The sequence below is a fragment of the Citrobacter sp. CF971 genome (assembly GCF_006385635.1).
GTDB classification, from domain to species: domain Bacteria; phylum Pseudomonadota; class Gammaproteobacteria; order Enterobacterales; family Enterobacteriaceae; genus Citrobacter; species Citrobacter freundii.
Window position 1 is genome coordinate 2639562 of sequence record NZ_CP041051.1, and the last position, 17279, is coordinate 2656840.

Here is a 17279-nt window from a genome sequence, read left to right on the forward strand (position 1 = left end):
TAACAGGCTTTTTTTCTCACAAACGCTCTAGCACGACGAAGTATTGGTCGAATGTCAAGCAAATCTGTTGCCAGATTGACGAAAGCGTCACACTGTACCTGATAAAATGCGTTACGCAACTTTATTAGCATGCAAAAACAAATCTCGCCAGTTGTAACACTGTCGTAAAACCTTCATTTATGTCAGGGAATATTTGCCCATAAGGCGGGCTCAGCGTAGACTAATGTCCTTGTTTAAGGAGTAAATCATGCATAAAGACACTCAACCCATCGATCGCGAAACACTGCTGATTGAAGCCAACAAAATCATTCGTGAGCATGAGGACACGCTGGCGGGGATTGTCGCCACCGGCGTTACGCAGCGAAACGGCGTGCTGGTTTTCAGCGGAGATTACTTTTTAGACGAGCAAGGGCTACCAACGCCCAAAAGTACGGCGGTGTTTAATATGTTTAAACACCTGGCGCACGTACTTTCCGAAAAGTATCACTTGATCGATTAACACGAGTAATAATTTGCCGGATGGCGGCATCGCCTTATCCAGCCTATATTGATGCATATTTGTAGGCCGGATAGGAGATATGTGAGCATCGCTATCCGGCAATGACAATTCTACATCAGTGGCTTCTGCCCCCGCTGCCACCAGCGCATCAGCAAACGATCGGCGCTCTCCGCCGCACTACCGGTAAAACGATCCATCAGCTTTTTACGCTGCAGATAGCGAACGTTCAACACTTCACGACCTTCCATCAGCCCGAGGATCACCTCATCGCTGGTATTGATCTCATCCACCAGCCCATTTGCCAGCGCCTGTTGACCAAACCAGTGTTCACCGGTGGCAACCTGCTCAATGTCCAGAGTCGGACGCATGCGCTGCACAAAATCTTTAAACAGATGATGCGTTTCGTTCAGATCTTCGCGAAATTTCTGCCGCCCTTCTTCCGTGTTTTCACCGAGTAAGGTCAACGTACGCTTATACTGTCCGGCGGTGTGCAGTTCGATATCAATATCTTTCCCTTTCAGGAAGCGGTTAAAGTTCGGGATCTGCGCCACCACGCCAATTGAGCCGACGATAGCAAACGGCGCCGAGACAATTTTATCCGCCACGCAGGCCATCATATATCCGCCACTCGCAGCGACTTTATCTACCGTAACGGTCAGCGGGATCTGCTTATCGCGCAGACGTTGTAACTGGGACGCAGCCAGGCCATAACCATGTACCACACCACCCGGACTTTCCAGACGAACCACCACTTGATCCTGAGGTTTAACAACCGCCAGCACAGCCGTCACCTCTTCGCGTAATGCGCTGACCTCATGGGCATCCATACTGCCTTTAAAATCAAGCACCCATACACGAGGTTTATCTGATGACGTACTGTCACCCAGTTTCGCTTTTGCCTTAGCCGCTTTCGCCTCCAGCTTTTGTTTCTTTTTCTGCGCCTTATGCCAGAATTTTTGCTGATGCCCATCCAATAAGGCTAGCGACAGGTCTTCCTTCATCTCTTTATATTGATCGCTGAGGTTAATAACCCGCAATTCCCCACGCTGACGTTTGCGTTGTGTCGCGTTTACGATCAGCATCACCACCACTGCAATAGCCACCACGACAGTGACAATTTTTGCCAAAAACAGCCCATATTCAGACAACAATTCCACGAGACCCACCTTGGTTAAACAACGCGACTTCCGCTCAGTGTACAACAGGCGTGTCACCTCGTCTTGCTTCATACATCCAGTGCTGAATCAGTAAAAAGCATGACAAAGCGTTCATTTTGCGGTGTTATTGCCTTTGGCTGATTGAAAAAGTACAGGGTTTAAGGCATAAAGCCCAAAAGTTATCGCGAACGAGATATCCAGGACGTCGCCGAGGAGTAGCCGTGCATTACCAACCTAAACAAGACCTTCTACAGGGCCGCATTATTCTTATCACCGGTGCCAGCGATGGTATCGGACGCGAAGCCGCGCAGACCTATGCACGCTATGGCGCGACCGTTATCCTGCTTGGGCGTAACGAAGAAAAACTGCGTCAGGTTGCCCGCACTATCGCCGATGAGAACGGAACACAACCACAGTGGTTTACACTGGATCTACTAACCTGTACCTCTGAAGAATGTCACCAGCTTGCGCAGCGCATTGCTGCACATTTCCCGCGTCTGGATGGCGTACTGCATAACGCCGGATTACTCGGCGATATTTGTCCAATGAGTGAACAAAACCCGCAGGTCTGGCAGGATGTGATGCAGGTAAATGTAAATGCCACTTTTATGCTGACTCAGGCATTGCTGCCGTTGTTACTCAAATCCGATGCCGGATCGCTGGTCTTTACCTCTTCCAGTGTCGGTCGCCAGGGACGCGCCAATTGGGGAGCATATGCCACCTCAAAATTTGCGACCGAAGGGATGATGCAGGTTCTGGCTGATGAGTATCAAAACCGTCATCTGCGCGTAAACTGTATCAATCCTGGCGGGACGCGAACTGGCATGCGAGCCAGCGCATTCCCAACGGAAGATCCGCAAAAATTGAAAACTCCCGCCGATATTATGCCGCTCTACCTGTGGCTGATGGGCGATGACAGCCGCCGTAAAACCGGTATGACTTTTGATGCCCAGCCGGGCCGTAAACCAGGAATTGCCCAATGAGTGAAGAACGCTATCAGCAACGTCAACAGCGCGTAAAAGATCGGGTTGACGCACGCGTTGCCGCAGCGAAAGATGAGCGCGGAATTATCATCGTGTTCACCGGAAATGGTAAGGGTAAAACCACCGCCGCATTCGGTACCGCCACGCGCGCGGTGGGCCATGGTAAAAAAGTCGGCGTCGTACAATTTATTAAAGGTACGTGGCCAAACGGAGAACGTAACTTACTTGAACCCCACGGCGTAGAGTTTCAGGTTATGGCGACAGGATTTACCTGGGAAACGCAGAACCGCGAGTCTGACACCGCAGCCTGTATGGCCGTGTGGGAACACGGCAAGCGGATGCTGGCCGACGATGAACTGGATATGGTGATACTGGATGAGCTGACCTACATGGTGGCATACGACTATCTGCCGCTTGAAGAGGTCATCAATGCACTGAACGCGCGCCCAGCCCATCAAACGGTCATTATCACCGGCCGTGGATGTCATCGCGATATTCTGGAGTTGGCTGACACGGTCAGCGAGCTGCGCCCGGTCAAGCATGCGTTTGAAGCGGGCGTGAAAGCCCAACCAGGGATCGATTATTGAGTGTAGGCCGGATAAGGCGTTTGCGCTGTATCCGGCTCCACGCTAACGCCTGATGGCGCTTTGCTTATCAGGCCTGGTTATGACTAACCGTTGTTGCTGCGACCACCCGGACGACGGCTGCTGCCAACCTGAGAGTGGCGCTTCACCGCGCGACGGATCTGATTCGCCTTCATGCGACGACGATCTTTCTCGACGGCCACTTTAGAGGTCGTTTCCGGCTTCAGCTCCACCAGTTCACGCAGATAGTTGGTCTGAGCAAGATCAAGCTCTGTCCAGCCACCACGCGGCAGGCCTTTCGGCAGCGGGATATCACCGTAACGGACACGAATCAGACGGCTTACCTGTACACCTACAGCTTCCCACAGGCGGCGGACTTCACGGTTACGCCCTTCGGTCAGCGTGACGTTATACCACTGGTTGATCCCTTCACCACCGCTGAACTTGATCGTTTTAAATGCCGCCGGACCATCTTCCAGCTGCACGCCACGACTCAGATCGCGCAGTTTTGCATCATCAACCTGACCAAACACACGTACCGCATATTCACGCTCAACTTCGCGGCTTGGGTGCATCAGACGGTTAGCCAGTTCACCATCGGTGGTAAACAGCAGTAAACCGCAGGTATTCACGTCCAGACGCCCTACGGCAATCCAGCGCGCATCACGCAGTTTTGGTAAACGATCAAACACGGTCGGACGACCTTCTGGGTCGTTTCGGGTACACAGTTCGCCTTCTGGCTTGTAATAGGCCAGAACACGGCAGATTTGCTCCGCAGACTCTTTAACCGAAATCAGATGACCGTCGATACGGATTTTCAGACCCGGAGTGACTTCAACGCGATCGCCGAGCGTGGCAATTTTGCCATCAACGCTCACGCGACCCGCGGCAATAATAGATTCGATTTCACGGCGAGAACCGTGGCCAGCACGCGCCAGCACTTTTTGTAACTTTTCGCTCATAGAGCTTCCTTTAGGTGTCGCCTTCACAGGCGTCGAACAGGAGAATCAACGGCGCCAATCAGCGCCATTTTAAGGCCGCGTAGTATAGCGGTTCGCGCCCTTATAAGAAAGGTTTAACGTCACCGACGCCTTCACGCAACACCACCGGAGAATCGTCGGTTAAATCAATGACCGTGGTCGGCTGCTGGCCGAGATATCCGCCGTGGATAATTAAATCCACCTGTTTCTCCAGGCGGTCTTTAATTTCTTCCGGATCTGACTCGGTAAATTCGCTACCCGGCAGCATCAGTGACGTGGAGAGCATCGGCTCGCCCAGCGCTTCAAGCAGCGCCAGTGCTATCGGGTTTGAGGGTACACGCAGGCCGATGGTCTTACGTTTTTCTTGCAACAAGCGGCGCGGAACCTCTTTCGTCCCCTTCAGGATGAAGGTGTAGTTGCCCGGCGTGTTGTTTTTAATTAAACGGAAGGCCACGTTGTCGACAAACGAATAGGTCGACAATTCAGACAGGTCACGGCACATCAGCGTAAAGTTGTGCCCGTCCGGCAGATGACGGATGCGGCAAATGCGCTCCATTGCGCCTTTATCTTCAATTTTGCAGCCCAACGCATAGCCGGAGTCGGTTGGATAGACGATCACCCCACCTTTACGCACGATTTCAACGGCCTGATTGATCAGGCGCTGCTGCGGGTTTTCGGGATGAATATAAAAAAACTGGCTCATACTTTCCTCTCTGTGATCTCGGGCTGCTCCCAAAGTTGCCAGACGCCTTCTACGCCTGCGGGCAACCAAAGTTTACGACCCAACTCAATCCATGGGCAGGGTAGATGAAAATCAGACCCTTGCGATGCCCACAATTGATGCTGACGCGCAAGCGTCGCCAGATGGGTGCGTTCATTGGGAGACTGCTGACACTGCGCTACTTCCATCGCGTCGCCGCGATGTTCAGCAAAATGTGCAACCAGTCTTTTCAGCCACTTAGCGCTAAGATCGTACCGCCCAGGATGAGCCAGAACAGCCTTACCGCCAGAATGATGAATGACATCAATAGCTTGTTCTATTGTACACCACTGTGGCGGAACGTAACCGGTTTTCCCACGGGCAAGATATTTTTTAAAGACATCCGCCATGGTTGTGGCTTTGCCACATTCCACCAGGAAACGCGCAAAATGGCCCCGCGTAACCGCCCCGCCATCAGCCAGGCGCAACGCCCCTTCCCACGCGCCGGGGATATGCGCTTTGTCGAGTCGTTCGGCAATCAGGCGCGCACGCTGCTGACGACGTTCCGTTTGTTGCGCCAGAAACTCGCACATCATGGGATGGGCGATATCAATGTTCAGACCCACTATATGGATCTCATGGTTTTCCCAGACAGTTGATATCTCGACACCAGGGATCAAATTTAACGCTAAACCCGAACGTGAAATTTCTTCTCTTGCCGCCGCAATGCCCGCCGTGGTGTCATGATCGGTGATCGCCAGTGTACCGACTCGCATCTCTACCGCACGTTGTACTAAGGCTTCTGGGGTTAATCGCCCATCGGAGGCTGTAGTATGACTATGCAGGTCATAAATCACTGCGTAATTCGTGTCGCTCAAGGCGGCTCCCGTTTCAATAAATGTCGTAACACGCCCATCATAGCGGTTTCGGCAAATATACTGAAATCAGGTGTTGACTTTATCCCATCGAACTAGTTAACTAGTACGCAAGTTCACATGAAGAAGGTATCTGCAATGAAAGCAACATTTTTTCTGCACGGTTGGTGGCGCACTTCCTGATTTCGGGCAGTGTCTTACGTCTGCAATTTGCAACCAGATACCCGGCCCGCCTAATGAGCGGGCTTTTTTTTGAACAAAATTAATGAGAATAACGATGCAAACACAAAAACCGATACTCGAACTGCTTGCCTGCGATGCCGCCTACCGTGAGAATCCGACGTCGCTGTTTCATCAGGTATGTGGCGCACGTCCGGCAACGCTGCTGCTGGAATCTGCAGATATCGACAGCAAAGACGATCTGAAGAGCTTGCTGCTAGTCGACAGCGCATTGCGCATTACCGCTCTCGGTGACACTGTCACTATTCAGGCGTTATCCACAAACGGTGCATCGCTGCTGCCCTTGCTGGATGCAGCCCTGCCCGCTGGCGTTGAGAATGAAAAACAGCCGAATGGTCGTCATCTGCGATTCCCTGCCGTCAGCCCGCTGTTGGATGAAGACGCCCGTTTATGTTCTCTTTCCGTATTTGATGCTTTTCGCTTACTGCAGGGGCTGGTGAATGTTCCTGTGCAAGAACGTGAAGCGATGTTCTTCGGCGGTCTGTTTTCCTACGACCTGGTTGCCGGTTTTGAAGATTTACCTCAGCTTGAAGCGGGCAACCGTTGTCCTGACTACTGCTTCTATCTGGCAGAAACGCTGATGGTTATCGACCACCAGAAAAAAAGCACCCGAATTCAGGCCAGTGTTTTTACCCCCAATGATGCGGAGAAACAGCGTCTTAACGCCCGTCTGGCGCAGCTGAGCCAACAGCTTACCGAGCCTGCGCCGCCGCTGCCCGTTACTGAAGTCCCGCAGATGCGCTGCGAATGCAATCAGAGCGATGAAGAGTTTGGCGCCGTGGTGCGTGGCATGCAAAAAGCGATTCGCGCGGGCGAAATTTTCCAGGTGGTTCCGTCCCGCCGTTTCTCGCTGCCCTGCCCGTCACCGCTGGCAGCCTACTATGTGCTGAAGAAAAGTAACCCCAGCCCATACATGTTTTTCATGCAGGACAACGATTTCACGCTGTTTGGCGCCTCCCCGGAAAGCTCGCTGAAATACGATGCCTCCAGCCGCCAGATTGAGATCTACCCGATTGCCGGCACTCGCCCGCGCGGTCGTCGTGCGGACGGTTCACTTGACCGCGACCTTGACAGCCGTATCGAGCTGGAGATGCGTACCGACCATAAAGAGCTTTCTGAGCACCTGATGCTGGTTGACCTTGCGCGTAACGACCTGGCGCGCATCTGTACGCCTGGCAGCCGCTATGTTGCTGACCTCACCAAAGTCGATCGTTACTCCTTCGTTATGCACCTGGTTTCGCGCGTGGTCGGCGAGCTGCGTAGCGATCTGGATGTGCTGCACGCTTACCGCGCCTGTATGAATATGGGCACGTTAAGCGGAGCGCCAAAAGTTCGCGCTATGCAGCTTATCGCCGAGGCAGAAGGTCGTCGCCGTGGCAGCTACGGCGGCGCGGTAGGTTACTTCACGGCTCATGGCGATCTGGATACTTGTATTGTCATTCGCTCCGCCCTCGTGGAAGACGGTATTGCCACCGTACAAGCCGGTGCCGGAATTGTTCTGGATTCTGTACCGCAGTCTGAAGCCGATGAAACCCGTAATAAAGCGCGCGCGGTTCTGCGTGCTATCGCCACCGCGCACCACGCACAGGAGACCTTCTAATGGCTGACATTCTGCTGCTCGATAATATCGACTCTTTTACCTATAACCTGGCGGATCAGCTGCGTACTAATGGTCACAACGTGGTGATTTACCGCAACCATATTCCGGCCCAGACGTTGATTGACCGCTTAGCAACGATGAAAAATCCTGTGCTGATGCTCTCTCCAGGCCCAGGTGCGCCAAGCGAAGCAGGTTGCATGCCGGAGCTGTTAACCCGTCTGCGAGGCAAGCTGCCAATCATCGGCATTTGTCTGGGACATCAGGCCATTGTTGAGGCCTATGGTGGATATGTGGGCCAGGCTGGAGAAATCCTGCACGGCAAAGCGTCCAGCATTGAACACGACGGTCAGGCAATGTTTGCTGGTCTGGCTAATCCGCTGCCGGTGGCACGCTATCATTCGCTGGTTGGCAGCAACGTTCCGGCAGGATTAACCATTAACGCCCACTTTAACGGCATGGTGATGGCGGTGCGTCACGATACCGATCGCGTCTGCGGCTTCCAGTTCCATCCGGAGTCCATTCTGACCACCCAGGGCGCGCGTTTGCTGGAACAAACGCTGGCCTGGGCGCAACAGAAGCTTGAACAAACCAATACGCTGCAACCAATTCTGGAGAAACTGTACCAGGCGCAGACGCTGTCTCAGCAGGAAAGCCACCAGCTGTTCTCCGCCGTGGTACGCGGTGAACTGAAGCCGGAACAACTGGCTGCGGCGCTGGTGAGCATGAAAATTCGTGGTGAACACCCGAATGAAATTGCCGGTGCGGCAACCGCGCTACTGGAAAACGCCGCTCCGTTCCCGCGTCCTGATTATCTGTTTGCCGATATTGTCGGTACCGGCGGCGACGGCAGCAACAGCATCAATATTTCTACCGCCAGCGCCTTTGTTGCAGCGGCTTGCGGACTGAAAGTTGCCAAACACGGCAACCGCAGCGTCTCCAGCAAGTCAGGCTCTTCGGATCTGTTAGCGGCATTTGGCATCAATCTGGATATGAACGCCGACAAATCACGTCAGGCGCTTGACGATCTCGGCGTGTGTTTTCTGTTTGCGCCGAAATACCACACCGGTTTTCGCCATGCCATGCCGGTACGCCAGCAGTTGAAAACCCGCACGCTGTTTAACGTGCTCGGCCCGTTGATTAACCCGGCACATCCGCCGCTGGCGCTGATCGGCGTTTACAGCCCGGAGCTGGTGCTGCCGATTGCCGAAACGCTGCGCGTGCTCGGATATCAGCGGGCAGCCGTAGTGCACAGTGGTGGCATGGACGAAGTTTCGCTGCATGCACCGACCATTGTGGCAGAGCTGCACGATGGGGAAATCAAGAGTTATCAACTGACGGCAGAAGACTTTGGCCTGACGCCTTACCACCAGGAACAGCTGGCTGGCGGCACGCCGGAAGAAAACCGTGACATTCTTAGTCGCTTGTTACAAGGTAAAGGTGAAGCCGCTCATGAAGCCGCTGTTGCCGCGAATGTCGCCATGTTAATGCGCTTGCACGGTGAAGAAGATTTAAAAGCCAATGCGCAAACCGTGATTAATGTACTGCGCAGCGGTGCGGCCTATGACCGTGTCACTGCACTGGCAGCAAGAGGGTAAATGATGCAAACCGTTTTAGCGAAAATTGTCGCAGACAAGGCGATTTGGGTAGAAGCCCGCAAACAGCAACAACCACTGGCAAGCTTTCAAAATGATGTTCAACCCAGCTCTCGTGATTTCTACGATGCGCTGCAAGGTGCGCGCACCGCCTTTATTCTGGAATGTAAAAAAGCATCTCCGTCAAAAGGCGTGATCCGTGATGACTTCGATCCGGCACAGATTGCGGGCGTATATAAACATTATGCTTCCGCGATTTCCGTACTGACCGATGAGAAATATTTCCAGGGCAGTTTTGATTTCCTGCCTATCGTCAGCCGCATCGCGCCGCAACCTGTTCTGTGTAAGGACTTTATTATCGATCCTTACCAGATTTACCTGGCGCGTTTCTACCAGGCGGACGCCTGTTTGTTGATGCTGTCGGTCCTCGATGATGAACAATATCGTCAACTCGCCGCCGTCGCCCACAGCCTGAAAATGGGCGTACTGACCGAAGTCAGCAACGAAGAAGAGCTGGAGCGTGCTATCGCACTGGGTGCCAAAGTCGTTGGTATCAACAACCGCGATTTACGCGACTTGTCGATTGATTTGAATCGCACCCGCCAGCTTGCGCCGCGACTGGGCCACGGTGTGACCGTCATCAGCGAGTCCGGGATCAACACCTATGGACAGGTGCGCGAACTCAGCCACTTCGCCAACGGTTTTCTGATTGGTTCCGCGCTGATGTCGCATGATGATCTGCACGCTGCCGTGCGTCGCGTACTGCTCGGCGAGAATAAAGTCTGCGGTTTAACCCGGGCTCAGGATGCCAACGCGGCGTATAAATCCGGCGCGATTTATGGCGGACTGATTTTTGTACCCACATCGCCACGCGCGGTTAGCGTTGAGCAAGCGCGAGAGGTCATGACCGGCGCGCCGCTGCAATATGTCGGGGTGTTTCGCAACACAGATATTATCGACGTACGTGAAACAGCGGCTGCTCTGGGACTCACTGCCGTGCAACTGCATGGTAGCGAAGATCAAGCCTACATAGACGCGCTACGCAATGCGCTACCCGCACAAGTACAAATCTGGAAGGCGCTCAGCGTCAGCGATAAGTTGCCAGCCCGGGATTATCAGCATGTCGATAAATACGTCTTCGACAACGGTCAGGGCGGCAGCGGGCAACGCTTCGACTGGTCACTTTTAGGCGGACAATCGCTGGATAACGTATTACTGGCTGGCGGACTTGGCGCAGATAACTGCGTTGACGCGGCAAAAACCGGCTGTGCCGGTCTCGATTTCAATTCTGGCGTAGAGTCACAGCCGGGCATCAAAGATGCACGTCTTCTGGCTTCGGTCTTTCAGACGCTGCGCGCATATTAAGGAAAAGGACATGACAACATTACTCAATCCGTATTTTGGTGAATTTGGCGGTATGTATGTGCCACAGATTCTGATGCCTGCCCTGCGCCAGCTGGAAGAAGCTTTTGTCAGCGCGCAAAAAGATCCTGAATTTCAGGCGCAGTTTACAGACCTGCTGAAAAACTATGCGGGTCGCCCAACCGCACTGACCAAGTGCCAGAACATTACTCAAGGCACCAACACGACGCTGTATCTCAAGCGTGAAGATTTACTGCACGGCGGCGCGCACAAAACCAACCAGGTGCTGGGCCAGGCGTTGCTGGCGAAGCGCATGGGTAAAACGGAAATTATCGCCGAAACAGGCGCGGGGCAGCACGGTGTTGCATCTGCTCTCGCCAGCGCACTGCTGGGGTTGAAATGCCGTATTTACATGGGCGCGAAAGATGTTGAACGTCAGTCGCCGAACGTTTTCCGTATGCGTTTGATGGGTGCAGAAGTTATCCCCGTTCACAGCGGTTCCGCAACGCTGAAAGATGCCTGTAACGAAGCGCTGCGCGACTGGTCTGGCAGCTACGATACCGCGCACTATATGCTCGGTACAGCGGCAGGTCCGCACCCCTTCCCGACTATTGTGCGTGAGTTCCAGCGGATGATCGGTGAAGAAACCAAGGCGCAGATTCTGGAAAAAGAAGGTCGTCTGCCGGACGCCGTTATCGCCTGCGTGGGCGGCGGTTCTAACGCCATCGGTATGTTCGCCGATTTTATTAATGAAACCAGCGTCGGTTTGATTGGCGTAGAGCCAGGCGGTCACGGGATTGAGTCTGGAGAACACGGCGCGCCGTTGAAACATGGTCGTGTCGGGATTTACTTCGGCATGAAGTCCCCGATGATGCAGACCGAAGAAGGACAGATTGAAGAGTCTTACTCTATTTCCGCCGGACTCGATTTCCCGTCGGTCGGGCCACAGCATGCGTACCTGAACAGCATTGGTCGCGCCGATTATGTTTCAATAACCGATGATGAAGCACTGGAAGCCTTCAAAACGCTGTGTCTGCACGAGGGGATTATTCCGGCACTGGAGTCCTCCCATGCCCTGGCGCACGCGTTGAAAATGATGCGTGAAAATCCGGAAAAAGAGCAGTTACTGGTGGTTAATCTCTCCGGTCGCGGCGACAAAGACATTTTCACCGTACACGATATTCTGAAAGCGCGAGGGGAAATCTGATGGAACGTTACGAAAACCTGTTTGCACAGCTGAAGGACCGCAAAGAAGGTGCTTTTGTCCCCTTCGTAACCCTGGGCGATCCGTCTGTTGAACAGTCACTGAAAATCATTGATACGCTGATTGAAGCCGGTGCCGACGCGCTTGAGCTCGGCATTCCGTTCTCCGATCCGCTGGCCGATGGCCCAACCATTCAGGAAGCCACCCTGCGTGCGTTTGCCGCCGGCGTCACACCATCGCAATGCTTTGAAATGCTGGCGCTGATTCGCCAGAAGCATCCGACGATTCCCATTGGGTTGCTGATGTATGCCAACCTGGTCTTCAGCAAGGGCATTGACGAGTTTTACGCCCAGTGCGAAAAAGTGGGTGTGGATTCTGTGTTGGTAGCCGATGTCCCTGTTGAGGAGTCTGCGCCATTCAGAACTGCTGCACTGCGTCACAACATCGCACCGATTTTCATCTGCCCGCCGAATGCTGATGAAGAACTGCTACGCCAGATTGCCTCTTACGGTCGCGGCTACACTTATCTGCTTTCACGTGCAGGCGTGACCGGTGCCGAAAATCGTGCGGCATTACCGCTGCATCATTTGGTTGAAAAGCTGAAACAATATGATGCTCCGCCTTCTTTACAGGGCTTCGGTATCTCTGCGCCTGAACAGGTAGCCGGAGCTATTGAAGCCGGTGCTGCCGGTGCAATTTCCGGCTCGGCAATTGTGAAAATCATTGAGAAAAATGTTGCGGCACCGGAACAGATGCTGGCTGAGCTGAAAGCGTTTGTCAGCACGATGAAAGCCGCCACCCACCAGTAAGTTAAATCAACCGCCAGAGACGTCTGGCGGTTTCACCCCTCTTCCGTGTGCTTCATTCTATACATAGCGCTATCCGCATTCTGAATGGCCACATCCAGTTCACCGTTCACCTCTGCAATTCCCCACGATACTGACAATGGCACGGTATGCCCATCCACCACAAACACATGACTGGTCACCTGCCCGCTAATACGTTGCGCGATTGCTATGGCGTCAGTTGCCTGCGATCGAAACAGCAGGATCATAAATTCATCCCCGCCGGTACGAATCACAATATCGTGGCTGGTGCGGGTGTTTGACAGCATCCTGTTGGCGATAATTTGCAACGCGCGATCGCCTGCCGCGTGGCCCCAGGTATCATTGACGGCCTTAAATTTATTGCAGTCCAGTAGCACCACCGAACAGTGTGATAAATCCCGACGCTTGATAATGTCGAGTATTCGGCGGTTAAAACAGCCGGTCAGAGTATCGATATAAACCTTGAGGTCGCTTTCGTTTAGCCATGACTTTAACGAGAAGCTAATGATGATGAAAAAGAACGGCGCCAGCAGGATAACAATCCCGGCATGTGTATCGCGCGCCATAAAACGGCCTAATGAAAGCGAATAGTGCAGCGCATATTTCTCCGAAAAATTGCGCACCAAATAGCTGGATTGCCCCGCACATTTGCCGGATAAGCAGAGGCTCTCTTTGTTGGTCAGATTCACTAACTCCACGTTCAATCCGGGAAGGATTTGATTATCAAACGCCTCGGCTAACGCTTCCTGCAGCTCAGGCTTCGAATGATCATAGACCAGATAGGCAACGATTTGGTCTGATATCTCCTTACCCGACAGATCGTAGATATAGCTCACTACGCTGTAGGCTTTTTCACCGGTAATTTTATCGGTATAGAAGTTTGTTGAACTGAGAGCTTTATTTTTGACGTTTTTTTGCAACAACCGGGTATAGAAATCGGTGGGCGGATAGAAAAAATGCGTTATATCCATCGCCATTTCGGAGTCAGAAAAACTGAAATTGCGCGAGTCAGAAGCCATAAACCAATAAAAATAATCTGAATTGCTGGCGATAATGTAACGGTGCGCATCGAAGCTGCCTGGATTTAGCTCATTAACCATTCCGCGAATGAACTCCGCCGCAGTATACATACACAGCGCATTATGGCTGGGTTGCTGAGCAATAATCGTCCCCGTTGCAGAATGAACCCGCTTTGGGTCGGCGTTAATTCCCCATTCATCTTTGTTTCGCGGAACAAACTGCGCCATAACACCACACTGTTCGCCGGTTTTGATGTGGTAATAACGCTCGCCAATCGCATCGGCAATCAGTTCATTATCGTTAAAAATGTCCAACATGTGAGCTTGCAGGCGGCTAACGCCTTCACTGGCGGCCGCCATACGCTGTTCATAAATGATAAACAGAAACAACGAGGTAAAAATCAACGTAATGAGCCCGGATACCAGCAGAGCCTGCCTGTTTCTGAGCTTATCCTGCACAATCTTCACGAGTCCACCCTGATAGTTAACAGTATTGCCAAATCGGTTACCCGTTTATGTTGTTGCATAACAGCGTTGTACGTTGATAGAGAATGTTTGCCACTCCGAAGCAGGTACGTTGATGTAGCCCGCAATCGCGCGCTTAGGTTACAGATTTATACAATAAAAGCGCATATTTGTTAACATAAACGCAAACTAATCATCACCTTCGATAGGATACCCTGCCCGCCGGATGGCCTCGCGGCAGTCGTTTACGCCTGCGGCATAGCCCGCCTCAATCTCACAAACCGGACTTGCGCTGCAATAAGGTAGTGTAACCGGAGTCGCAATAAGTTTCTCCAGCGCCTCAATTTTATCCATGTAAAGCAATAATTCACGTGCAACACTCACGGCAAACGCTGCCGTTTGATCCTCGTAGAACGGTTCCAGAAGTGTGATTTTTTGCTGTAGCAGATGGCGGGTCAACATCATCAGCAATACCCTCAAAGTTGGTTTGCTTAAAGAGTAGCACTACATCAAAGGGGAGAAAGGCAGGATGTTTTCCCCAGAATTTTTTAAATGAAGAACGAGGGGAATTTTTCCTGGCTGCTAACCACGGGCAGGTATGCCCGGAATCTATACAGTTCAGTCGTTTTGGTTGTGCAACCATTAATGAAGTTGACTTCAAAAAGTCCCTTGCGAGACACTGAAGTAAAGCATGCCAAATATGGGTGAACTTGTTGAGACATCTGTTGATTAAATTAGTTATGTTAAGCGTTGGATTTTTAAGCGCTGGGGACATACTGGCAAATACTCCGGAACAGGTAATCACCGCTTTCCAGAGGGATTATAAATATTGGAATGACCAGTCATTTCAGAGAAATCAGAACTACGGAAAGCAAGAAGTTATGCTCCTGGCCCAGAAGGGTTGGAATGAGCTTTTGAATAAATATACAAAACCTGGTTTTCAGGGCGAGCCTATAGCTTTTGGTTCTGAGTCTAGTCATGATCCTGAGCAAGAGAACATCATATCGGTTCATATTTCTGAAAAAGTAGCGACCGTGACGACCAGATTATCGAGGCAGTATTATTCACCTATTTATGAATATCAATTGTCCAAAGAGAATGATACCTGGTACCTATCTCAGATATTTTTAGTTGATGATGATGGAAAATATCCGAGTTTGTAATAAATAGTGCTCTCATTACAACTTTATGAGTTAAAAAAATCTGCCATAATGACAGATTTCTTTAATCTATCATTAGAGATTTGCAACGTTATGATATACTTTTTGAACATCATCGTCATCTTCAAGAGCATCAACAAGCCCTGCAAAGACTTCTAAATCTTCTGGTGAAAGTTCAATTTCTGATTGAGCGATCATCTCTAATTCTGTAGTTGAGAACTCAGTAATTCCTGCTGCTTTTAGAGCTGCAATGCCTTTATGAAGATCTGTAGATTCAGTATAAATAACGATGTTTCCTTCTTCCTCGGTTACATCACGAACATCTACTTCAGCATTAAGCAGAATTTCAAAAATATGGTCAGGGTCTGTCCCTTCAAATACAATTACTCCGGTATTGTCAAACATATAGCTGACAGAACCCGCCGCTCCGATATTCCCGCCTTTTTTATTAAAAATTGAGCGGACATTAGCAATCGTACGGTTAACGTTTGAAGTCAATGTTTCAGCGATAATCAGTGAGCCACTGGGACCAAAGCCTTCATAACGCCCTTGCACGAACGTTTCATCGCTGCCGCCTTTGGCTTTATCAATGGCTTTATCAATAACGTGTTTTGGAACCTGAGCTTGTTTCGCACGTTCAATAACGAATTTTAAAGATGTATTTAATTCTGGGTCTGGTTCGCCTTGTTTAGCAGCAGCATAAATTTCTACACCGAATTTTGCATATACATTAGACGTTGCACCGTCTTTAGCTGTTTTTTTAGCAACAATATTTGCCCACTTACGTCCCACTGGAATGATCTCCTCGAAAATTCATTTACATTATTGAATGGTAAATAATCTGCCATCACATTATATCATGATGTATAAACCTTAGTCCATGAAAAATAAAATATCCAAATTTTACGATATGTTACTTTAATTTTATCAATAGTTAACATTTTGGATAAGTTATCCCCTGATTATCTTCAGGTTCTTTTTTGTACGTAATAAATGAGCCGCAGCAATAATGCATAAGAGAATAGAAACAAAAGCGATATTCCAGATAAACACACAGGCTATTATAGTTACCGCGGTACTGCTTAAAGAGAGCGCTACAAGTCATCTTGCACAGCGCCTTATTTGATAGTGTGTTCCTTTAGCACCGGGACAAGATACTTAGCCTATATTTACTCCACCACTACAACAAAGGGAAATGCTAAATGGGTGGAGCGGTACAATCAGCATCTCTGGCGGATGCGTTCAGAAGCACACGTGACTCAGTTGACTACGACGGGTCAAAACAACGATACGCGTGGTAAAGAATGGAAAAACTGGTCATTTAATGACCAGTTTTGCAGAAGAGTTTTGCAGAAGAACTTAAAAACGATAACCCGCTGAGAACATAAATACCCACGGATCGAGGCGTACGCTGTCTCGCTGTTGGACACCACCCATTTTATAGCTTGCGGTGGTGTCGATATCCATGTACCAGACCGACATGTTAATCAGCCAGTCGCGGTTAATCAGATAGTCCATACCGACTTGCCCTGCTGCACCCCAGGAATCTTTCAGACTCAGGTCCGATAATCCTGTTTCTTTACCGTTATCGTTAAAGCCTTCATCGAAGAAGGTCGTGTAGTTCACACCAACACCTACGTACGGACGCAGTTTACTGCTGGAGTCACCGAAGTACCACTGTGCCATTAACGTCGGCGGCAAATGATGTACGGTGGCAATATCACCCGTTGCTGCAGTACCAATTTTATGGCGGAACGGTGTAGCCGCCAGTAATTCAACACCGATATTGTCGGTTGCCATGTAGGTAAATGTCAGACCCAACTGCGTGTTATTGCTGACATCAAAGCCACCTAAGCTGCCCAGCGTACCACCTGCACCTTCCGTCGGTCTGACGGTGGCTGAACCTGCACGAATAAAGAACTCTCCAGCTTCATGCGCAAATGCGTTACCAGAGAGAAGAGTTGTTAAAGCCAATGCTGCAACTGTTAATTTTTTCATGTCCGCTCCATCGTTATGGTTATAAAAGCGGAAT

At 51.0% G+C, this 17279-nt stretch carries 18 protein-coding genes and 1 other annotated feature; of the genes, 10 read left to right on the top strand and 8 right to left on the bottom strand.

The genetic code is table 11. The features are described from left to right. Window positions 1-247 precede the first annotated feature (247 nt). Complete coding sequence (locus E6P06_RS16175; protein WP_003020616.1) at window positions 248-499, top strand: YciN family protein; 252 nt, start codon at window positions 248-250, stop codon at window positions 497-499. Window positions 500-609: 110 nt separating this feature from the next. On the opposite strand, the gene sohB is transcribed toward E6P06_RS16175, so the two are convergent. Then, window positions 610-1656 carry a protease SohB gene (gene sohB / locus E6P06_RS16180; RefSeq protein WP_003843986.1) on the bottom strand — a complete coding sequence of 349 codons (1047 nt, stop codon included), beginning with the start codon at window positions 1654-1656 and terminating at the stop codon, window positions 610-612. Between the two features lie 221 nt (window positions 1657-1877). On the opposite strand from sohB, the gene E6P06_RS16185 reads away from it, so the two are divergent. Continuing rightward, window positions 1878-2639 carry a YciK family oxidoreductase gene (locus tag E6P06_RS16185; RefSeq protein ID WP_003843987.1) on the top strand — a complete coding sequence of 254 codons (762 nt, stop codon included), beginning with the start codon at window positions 1878-1880 and terminating at the stop codon, window positions 2637-2639. Continuing rightward, entirely contained in the window at window positions 2636-3226 is a 591-nt protein-coding gene (cobO, locus tag E6P06_RS16190; protein WP_003840707.1) for a cob(I)yrinic acid a,c-diamide adenosyltransferase, read from the top strand. The genes E6P06_RS16185 and cobO overlap by 4 nt, the downstream gene beginning before the upstream one ends. Window positions 3227-3309: 83 nt before the next feature. Here the strand turns inward: cobO and rluB are convergent, their stop codons facing one another. The 3 genes from rluB to rnm form a co-directional block, all read right to left on the bottom strand. After that, the gene (gene rluB / locus E6P06_RS16195; protein ID WP_003020625.1) at window positions 3310-4185 is read right to left on the bottom strand and encodes a 23S rRNA pseudouridine(2605) synthase RluB; all 876 of its coding nucleotides are present in this window, start codon (window positions 4183-4185) and stop codon (window positions 3310-3312) included. A gap of 100 nt (window positions 4186-4285) precedes the next feature. Next, the gene (locus E6P06_RS16200) at window positions 4286-4906 is read right to left on the bottom strand and encodes an L-threonylcarbamoyladenylate synthase (RefSeq protein ID WP_003020628.1); all 621 of its coding nucleotides are present in this window, start codon (window positions 4904-4906) and stop codon (window positions 4286-4288) included. After that, window positions 4903-5781 carry an RNase AM gene (gene rnm / locus E6P06_RS16205; protein WP_058842698.1) on the bottom strand — a complete coding sequence of 293 codons (879 nt, stop codon included), beginning with the start codon at window positions 5779-5781 and terminating at the stop codon, window positions 4903-4905. Before rnm ends, E6P06_RS16200 begins: the two co-directional genes overlap by 4 nt. A 135-nt stretch (window positions 5782-5916) precedes the next feature. On the opposite strand from rnm, the gene trpL reads away from it, so the two are divergent. The 6 genes from trpL (at window position 5917) to trpA (ending at window position 12585) form a co-directional block, all read left to right on the top strand. Further along, window positions 5917-5961, top strand: coding sequence for a trp operon leader peptide (gene trpL / locus E6P06_RS16210; protein WP_191229385.1), 45 nt, complete (start codon window positions 5917-5919; stop codon window positions 5959-5961). Continuing rightward, window positions 5938-6032, top strand: a sequence feature (Trp leader region). It overlaps the preceding gene by 24 nt. A 23-nt stretch (window positions 6033-6055) precedes the next feature. Continuing rightward, window positions 6056-7618: an anthranilate synthase component 1 gene (locus tag E6P06_RS16215; protein ID WP_139935455.1), complete on the top strand. Its 1563-nt coding sequence runs from the start codon at window positions 6056-6058 to the stop codon at window positions 7616-7618. Next, on the top strand, window positions 7618-9213 hold the full coding sequence (gene trpD / locus E6P06_RS16220) for a bifunctional anthranilate synthase glutamate amidotransferase component TrpG/anthranilate phosphoribosyltransferase TrpD (protein WP_003020639.1): 1596 nt from the start codon (window positions 7618-7620) through the stop codon (window positions 9211-9213). The genes E6P06_RS16215 and trpD overlap by 1 nt, the downstream gene beginning before the upstream one ends. A gap of 3 nt (window positions 9214-9216) precedes the next feature. Continuing rightward, the gene (gene trpCF, locus E6P06_RS16225; protein WP_003843991.1) at window positions 9217-10575 is read left to right on the top strand and encodes a bifunctional indole-3-glycerol-phosphate synthase TrpC/phosphoribosylanthranilate isomerase TrpF; all 1359 of its coding nucleotides are present in this window, start codon (window positions 9217-9219) and stop codon (window positions 10573-10575) included. Between the two features lie 10 nt (window positions 10576-10585). Further along, window positions 10586-11779 (top strand): tryptophan synthase subunit beta, encoded by a 1194-nt coding sequence (gene trpB / locus E6P06_RS16230; protein WP_003020645.1) that lies wholly within the window; start codon window positions 10586-10588, stop codon window positions 11777-11779. Next, the gene (gene trpA / locus E6P06_RS16235) at window positions 11779-12585 is read left to right on the top strand and encodes a tryptophan synthase subunit alpha (RefSeq protein WP_003020647.1); all 807 of its coding nucleotides are present in this window, start codon (window positions 11779-11781) and stop codon (window positions 12583-12585) included. Before trpB ends, trpA begins: the two co-directional genes overlap by 1 nt. Window positions 12586-12617: 32 nt before the next feature. On the opposite strand, the gene E6P06_RS16240 is transcribed toward trpA, so the two are convergent. Continuing rightward, complete coding sequence (locus tag E6P06_RS16240) at window positions 12618-14090, bottom strand: GGDEF domain-containing protein (protein ID WP_032935568.1); 1473 nt, start codon at window positions 14088-14090, stop codon at window positions 12618-12620. Window positions 14091-14276: 186 nt separating this feature from the next. Then, window positions 14277-14552, bottom strand: coding sequence for a hypothetical protein (locus tag E6P06_RS16245; protein WP_048232137.1), 276 nt, complete (start codon window positions 14550-14552; stop codon window positions 14277-14279). Between the two features lie 260 nt (window positions 14553-14812). Between E6P06_RS16245 and E6P06_RS16250 the strand changes: the two genes are divergently transcribed. Beyond that, window positions 14813-15250: a hypothetical protein gene (locus tag E6P06_RS16250; protein ID WP_233622600.1), complete on the top strand. Its 438-nt coding sequence runs from the start codon at window positions 14813-14815 to the stop codon at window positions 15248-15250. Window positions 15251-15322: 72 nt separating this feature from the next. Here E6P06_RS16250 and E6P06_RS16255 read toward each other — a convergent pair whose 3' ends face one another. Both E6P06_RS16255 and ompW read right to left on the bottom strand, forming a co-directional pair. Beyond that, window positions 15323-16039, bottom strand: coding sequence for a YebC/PmpR family DNA-binding transcriptional regulator (locus E6P06_RS16255; RefSeq protein WP_003020658.1), 717 nt, complete (start codon window positions 16037-16039; stop codon window positions 15323-15325). Between the two features lie 567 nt (window positions 16040-16606). Continuing rightward, window positions 16607-17245, bottom strand: coding sequence for an outer membrane protein OmpW (gene ompW / locus E6P06_RS16260; RefSeq protein WP_003833354.1), 639 nt, complete (start codon window positions 17243-17245; stop codon window positions 16607-16609). Window positions 17246-17279: the final 34 nt, after the last annotated feature.

Coding starts and splice junctions, on each gene's coding strand:
- E6P06_RS16175 (WP_003020616.1), top strand. CDS start 248: ATGCATAAAGACACTCAACCCATCGATCGCGAAACACTGCTGATTGAA.
- cobO (WP_003840707.1), top strand. CDS start 2,636: ATGAGTGAAGAACGCTATCAGCAACGTCAACAGCGCGTAAAAGATCGG.
- rluB (WP_003020625.1), bottom strand. CDS start 4,185: ATGAGCGAAAAGTTACAAAAAGTGCTGGCGCGTGCTGGCCACGGTTCT.
- E6P06_RS16200 (WP_003020628.1), bottom strand. CDS start 4,906: ATGAGCCAGTTTTTTTATATTCATCCCGAAAACCCGCAGCAGCGCCTG.
- E6P06_RS16215 (WP_139935455.1), top strand. CDS start 6,056: ATGCAAACACAAAAACCGATACTCGAACTGCTTGCCTGCGATGCCGCC.
- trpD (WP_003020639.1), top strand. CDS start 7,618: ATGGCTGACATTCTGCTGCTCGATAATATCGACTCTTTTACCTATAAC.
- trpCF (WP_003843991.1), top strand. CDS start 9,217: ATGCAAACCGTTTTAGCGAAAATTGTCGCAGACAAGGCGATTTGGGTA.
- trpB (WP_003020645.1), top strand. CDS start 10,586: ATGACAACATTACTCAATCCGTATTTTGGTGAATTTGGCGGTATGTAT.
- trpA (WP_003020647.1), top strand. CDS start 11,779: ATGGAACGTTACGAAAACCTGTTTGCACAGCTGAAGGACCGCAAAGAA.
- E6P06_RS16245 (WP_048232137.1), bottom strand. CDS start 14,552: ATGATGTTGACCCGCCATCTGCTACAGCAAAAAATCACACTTCTGGAA.
- ompW (WP_003833354.1), bottom strand. CDS start 17,245: ATGAAAAAATTAACAGTTGCAGCATTGGCTTTAACAACTCTTCTCTCT.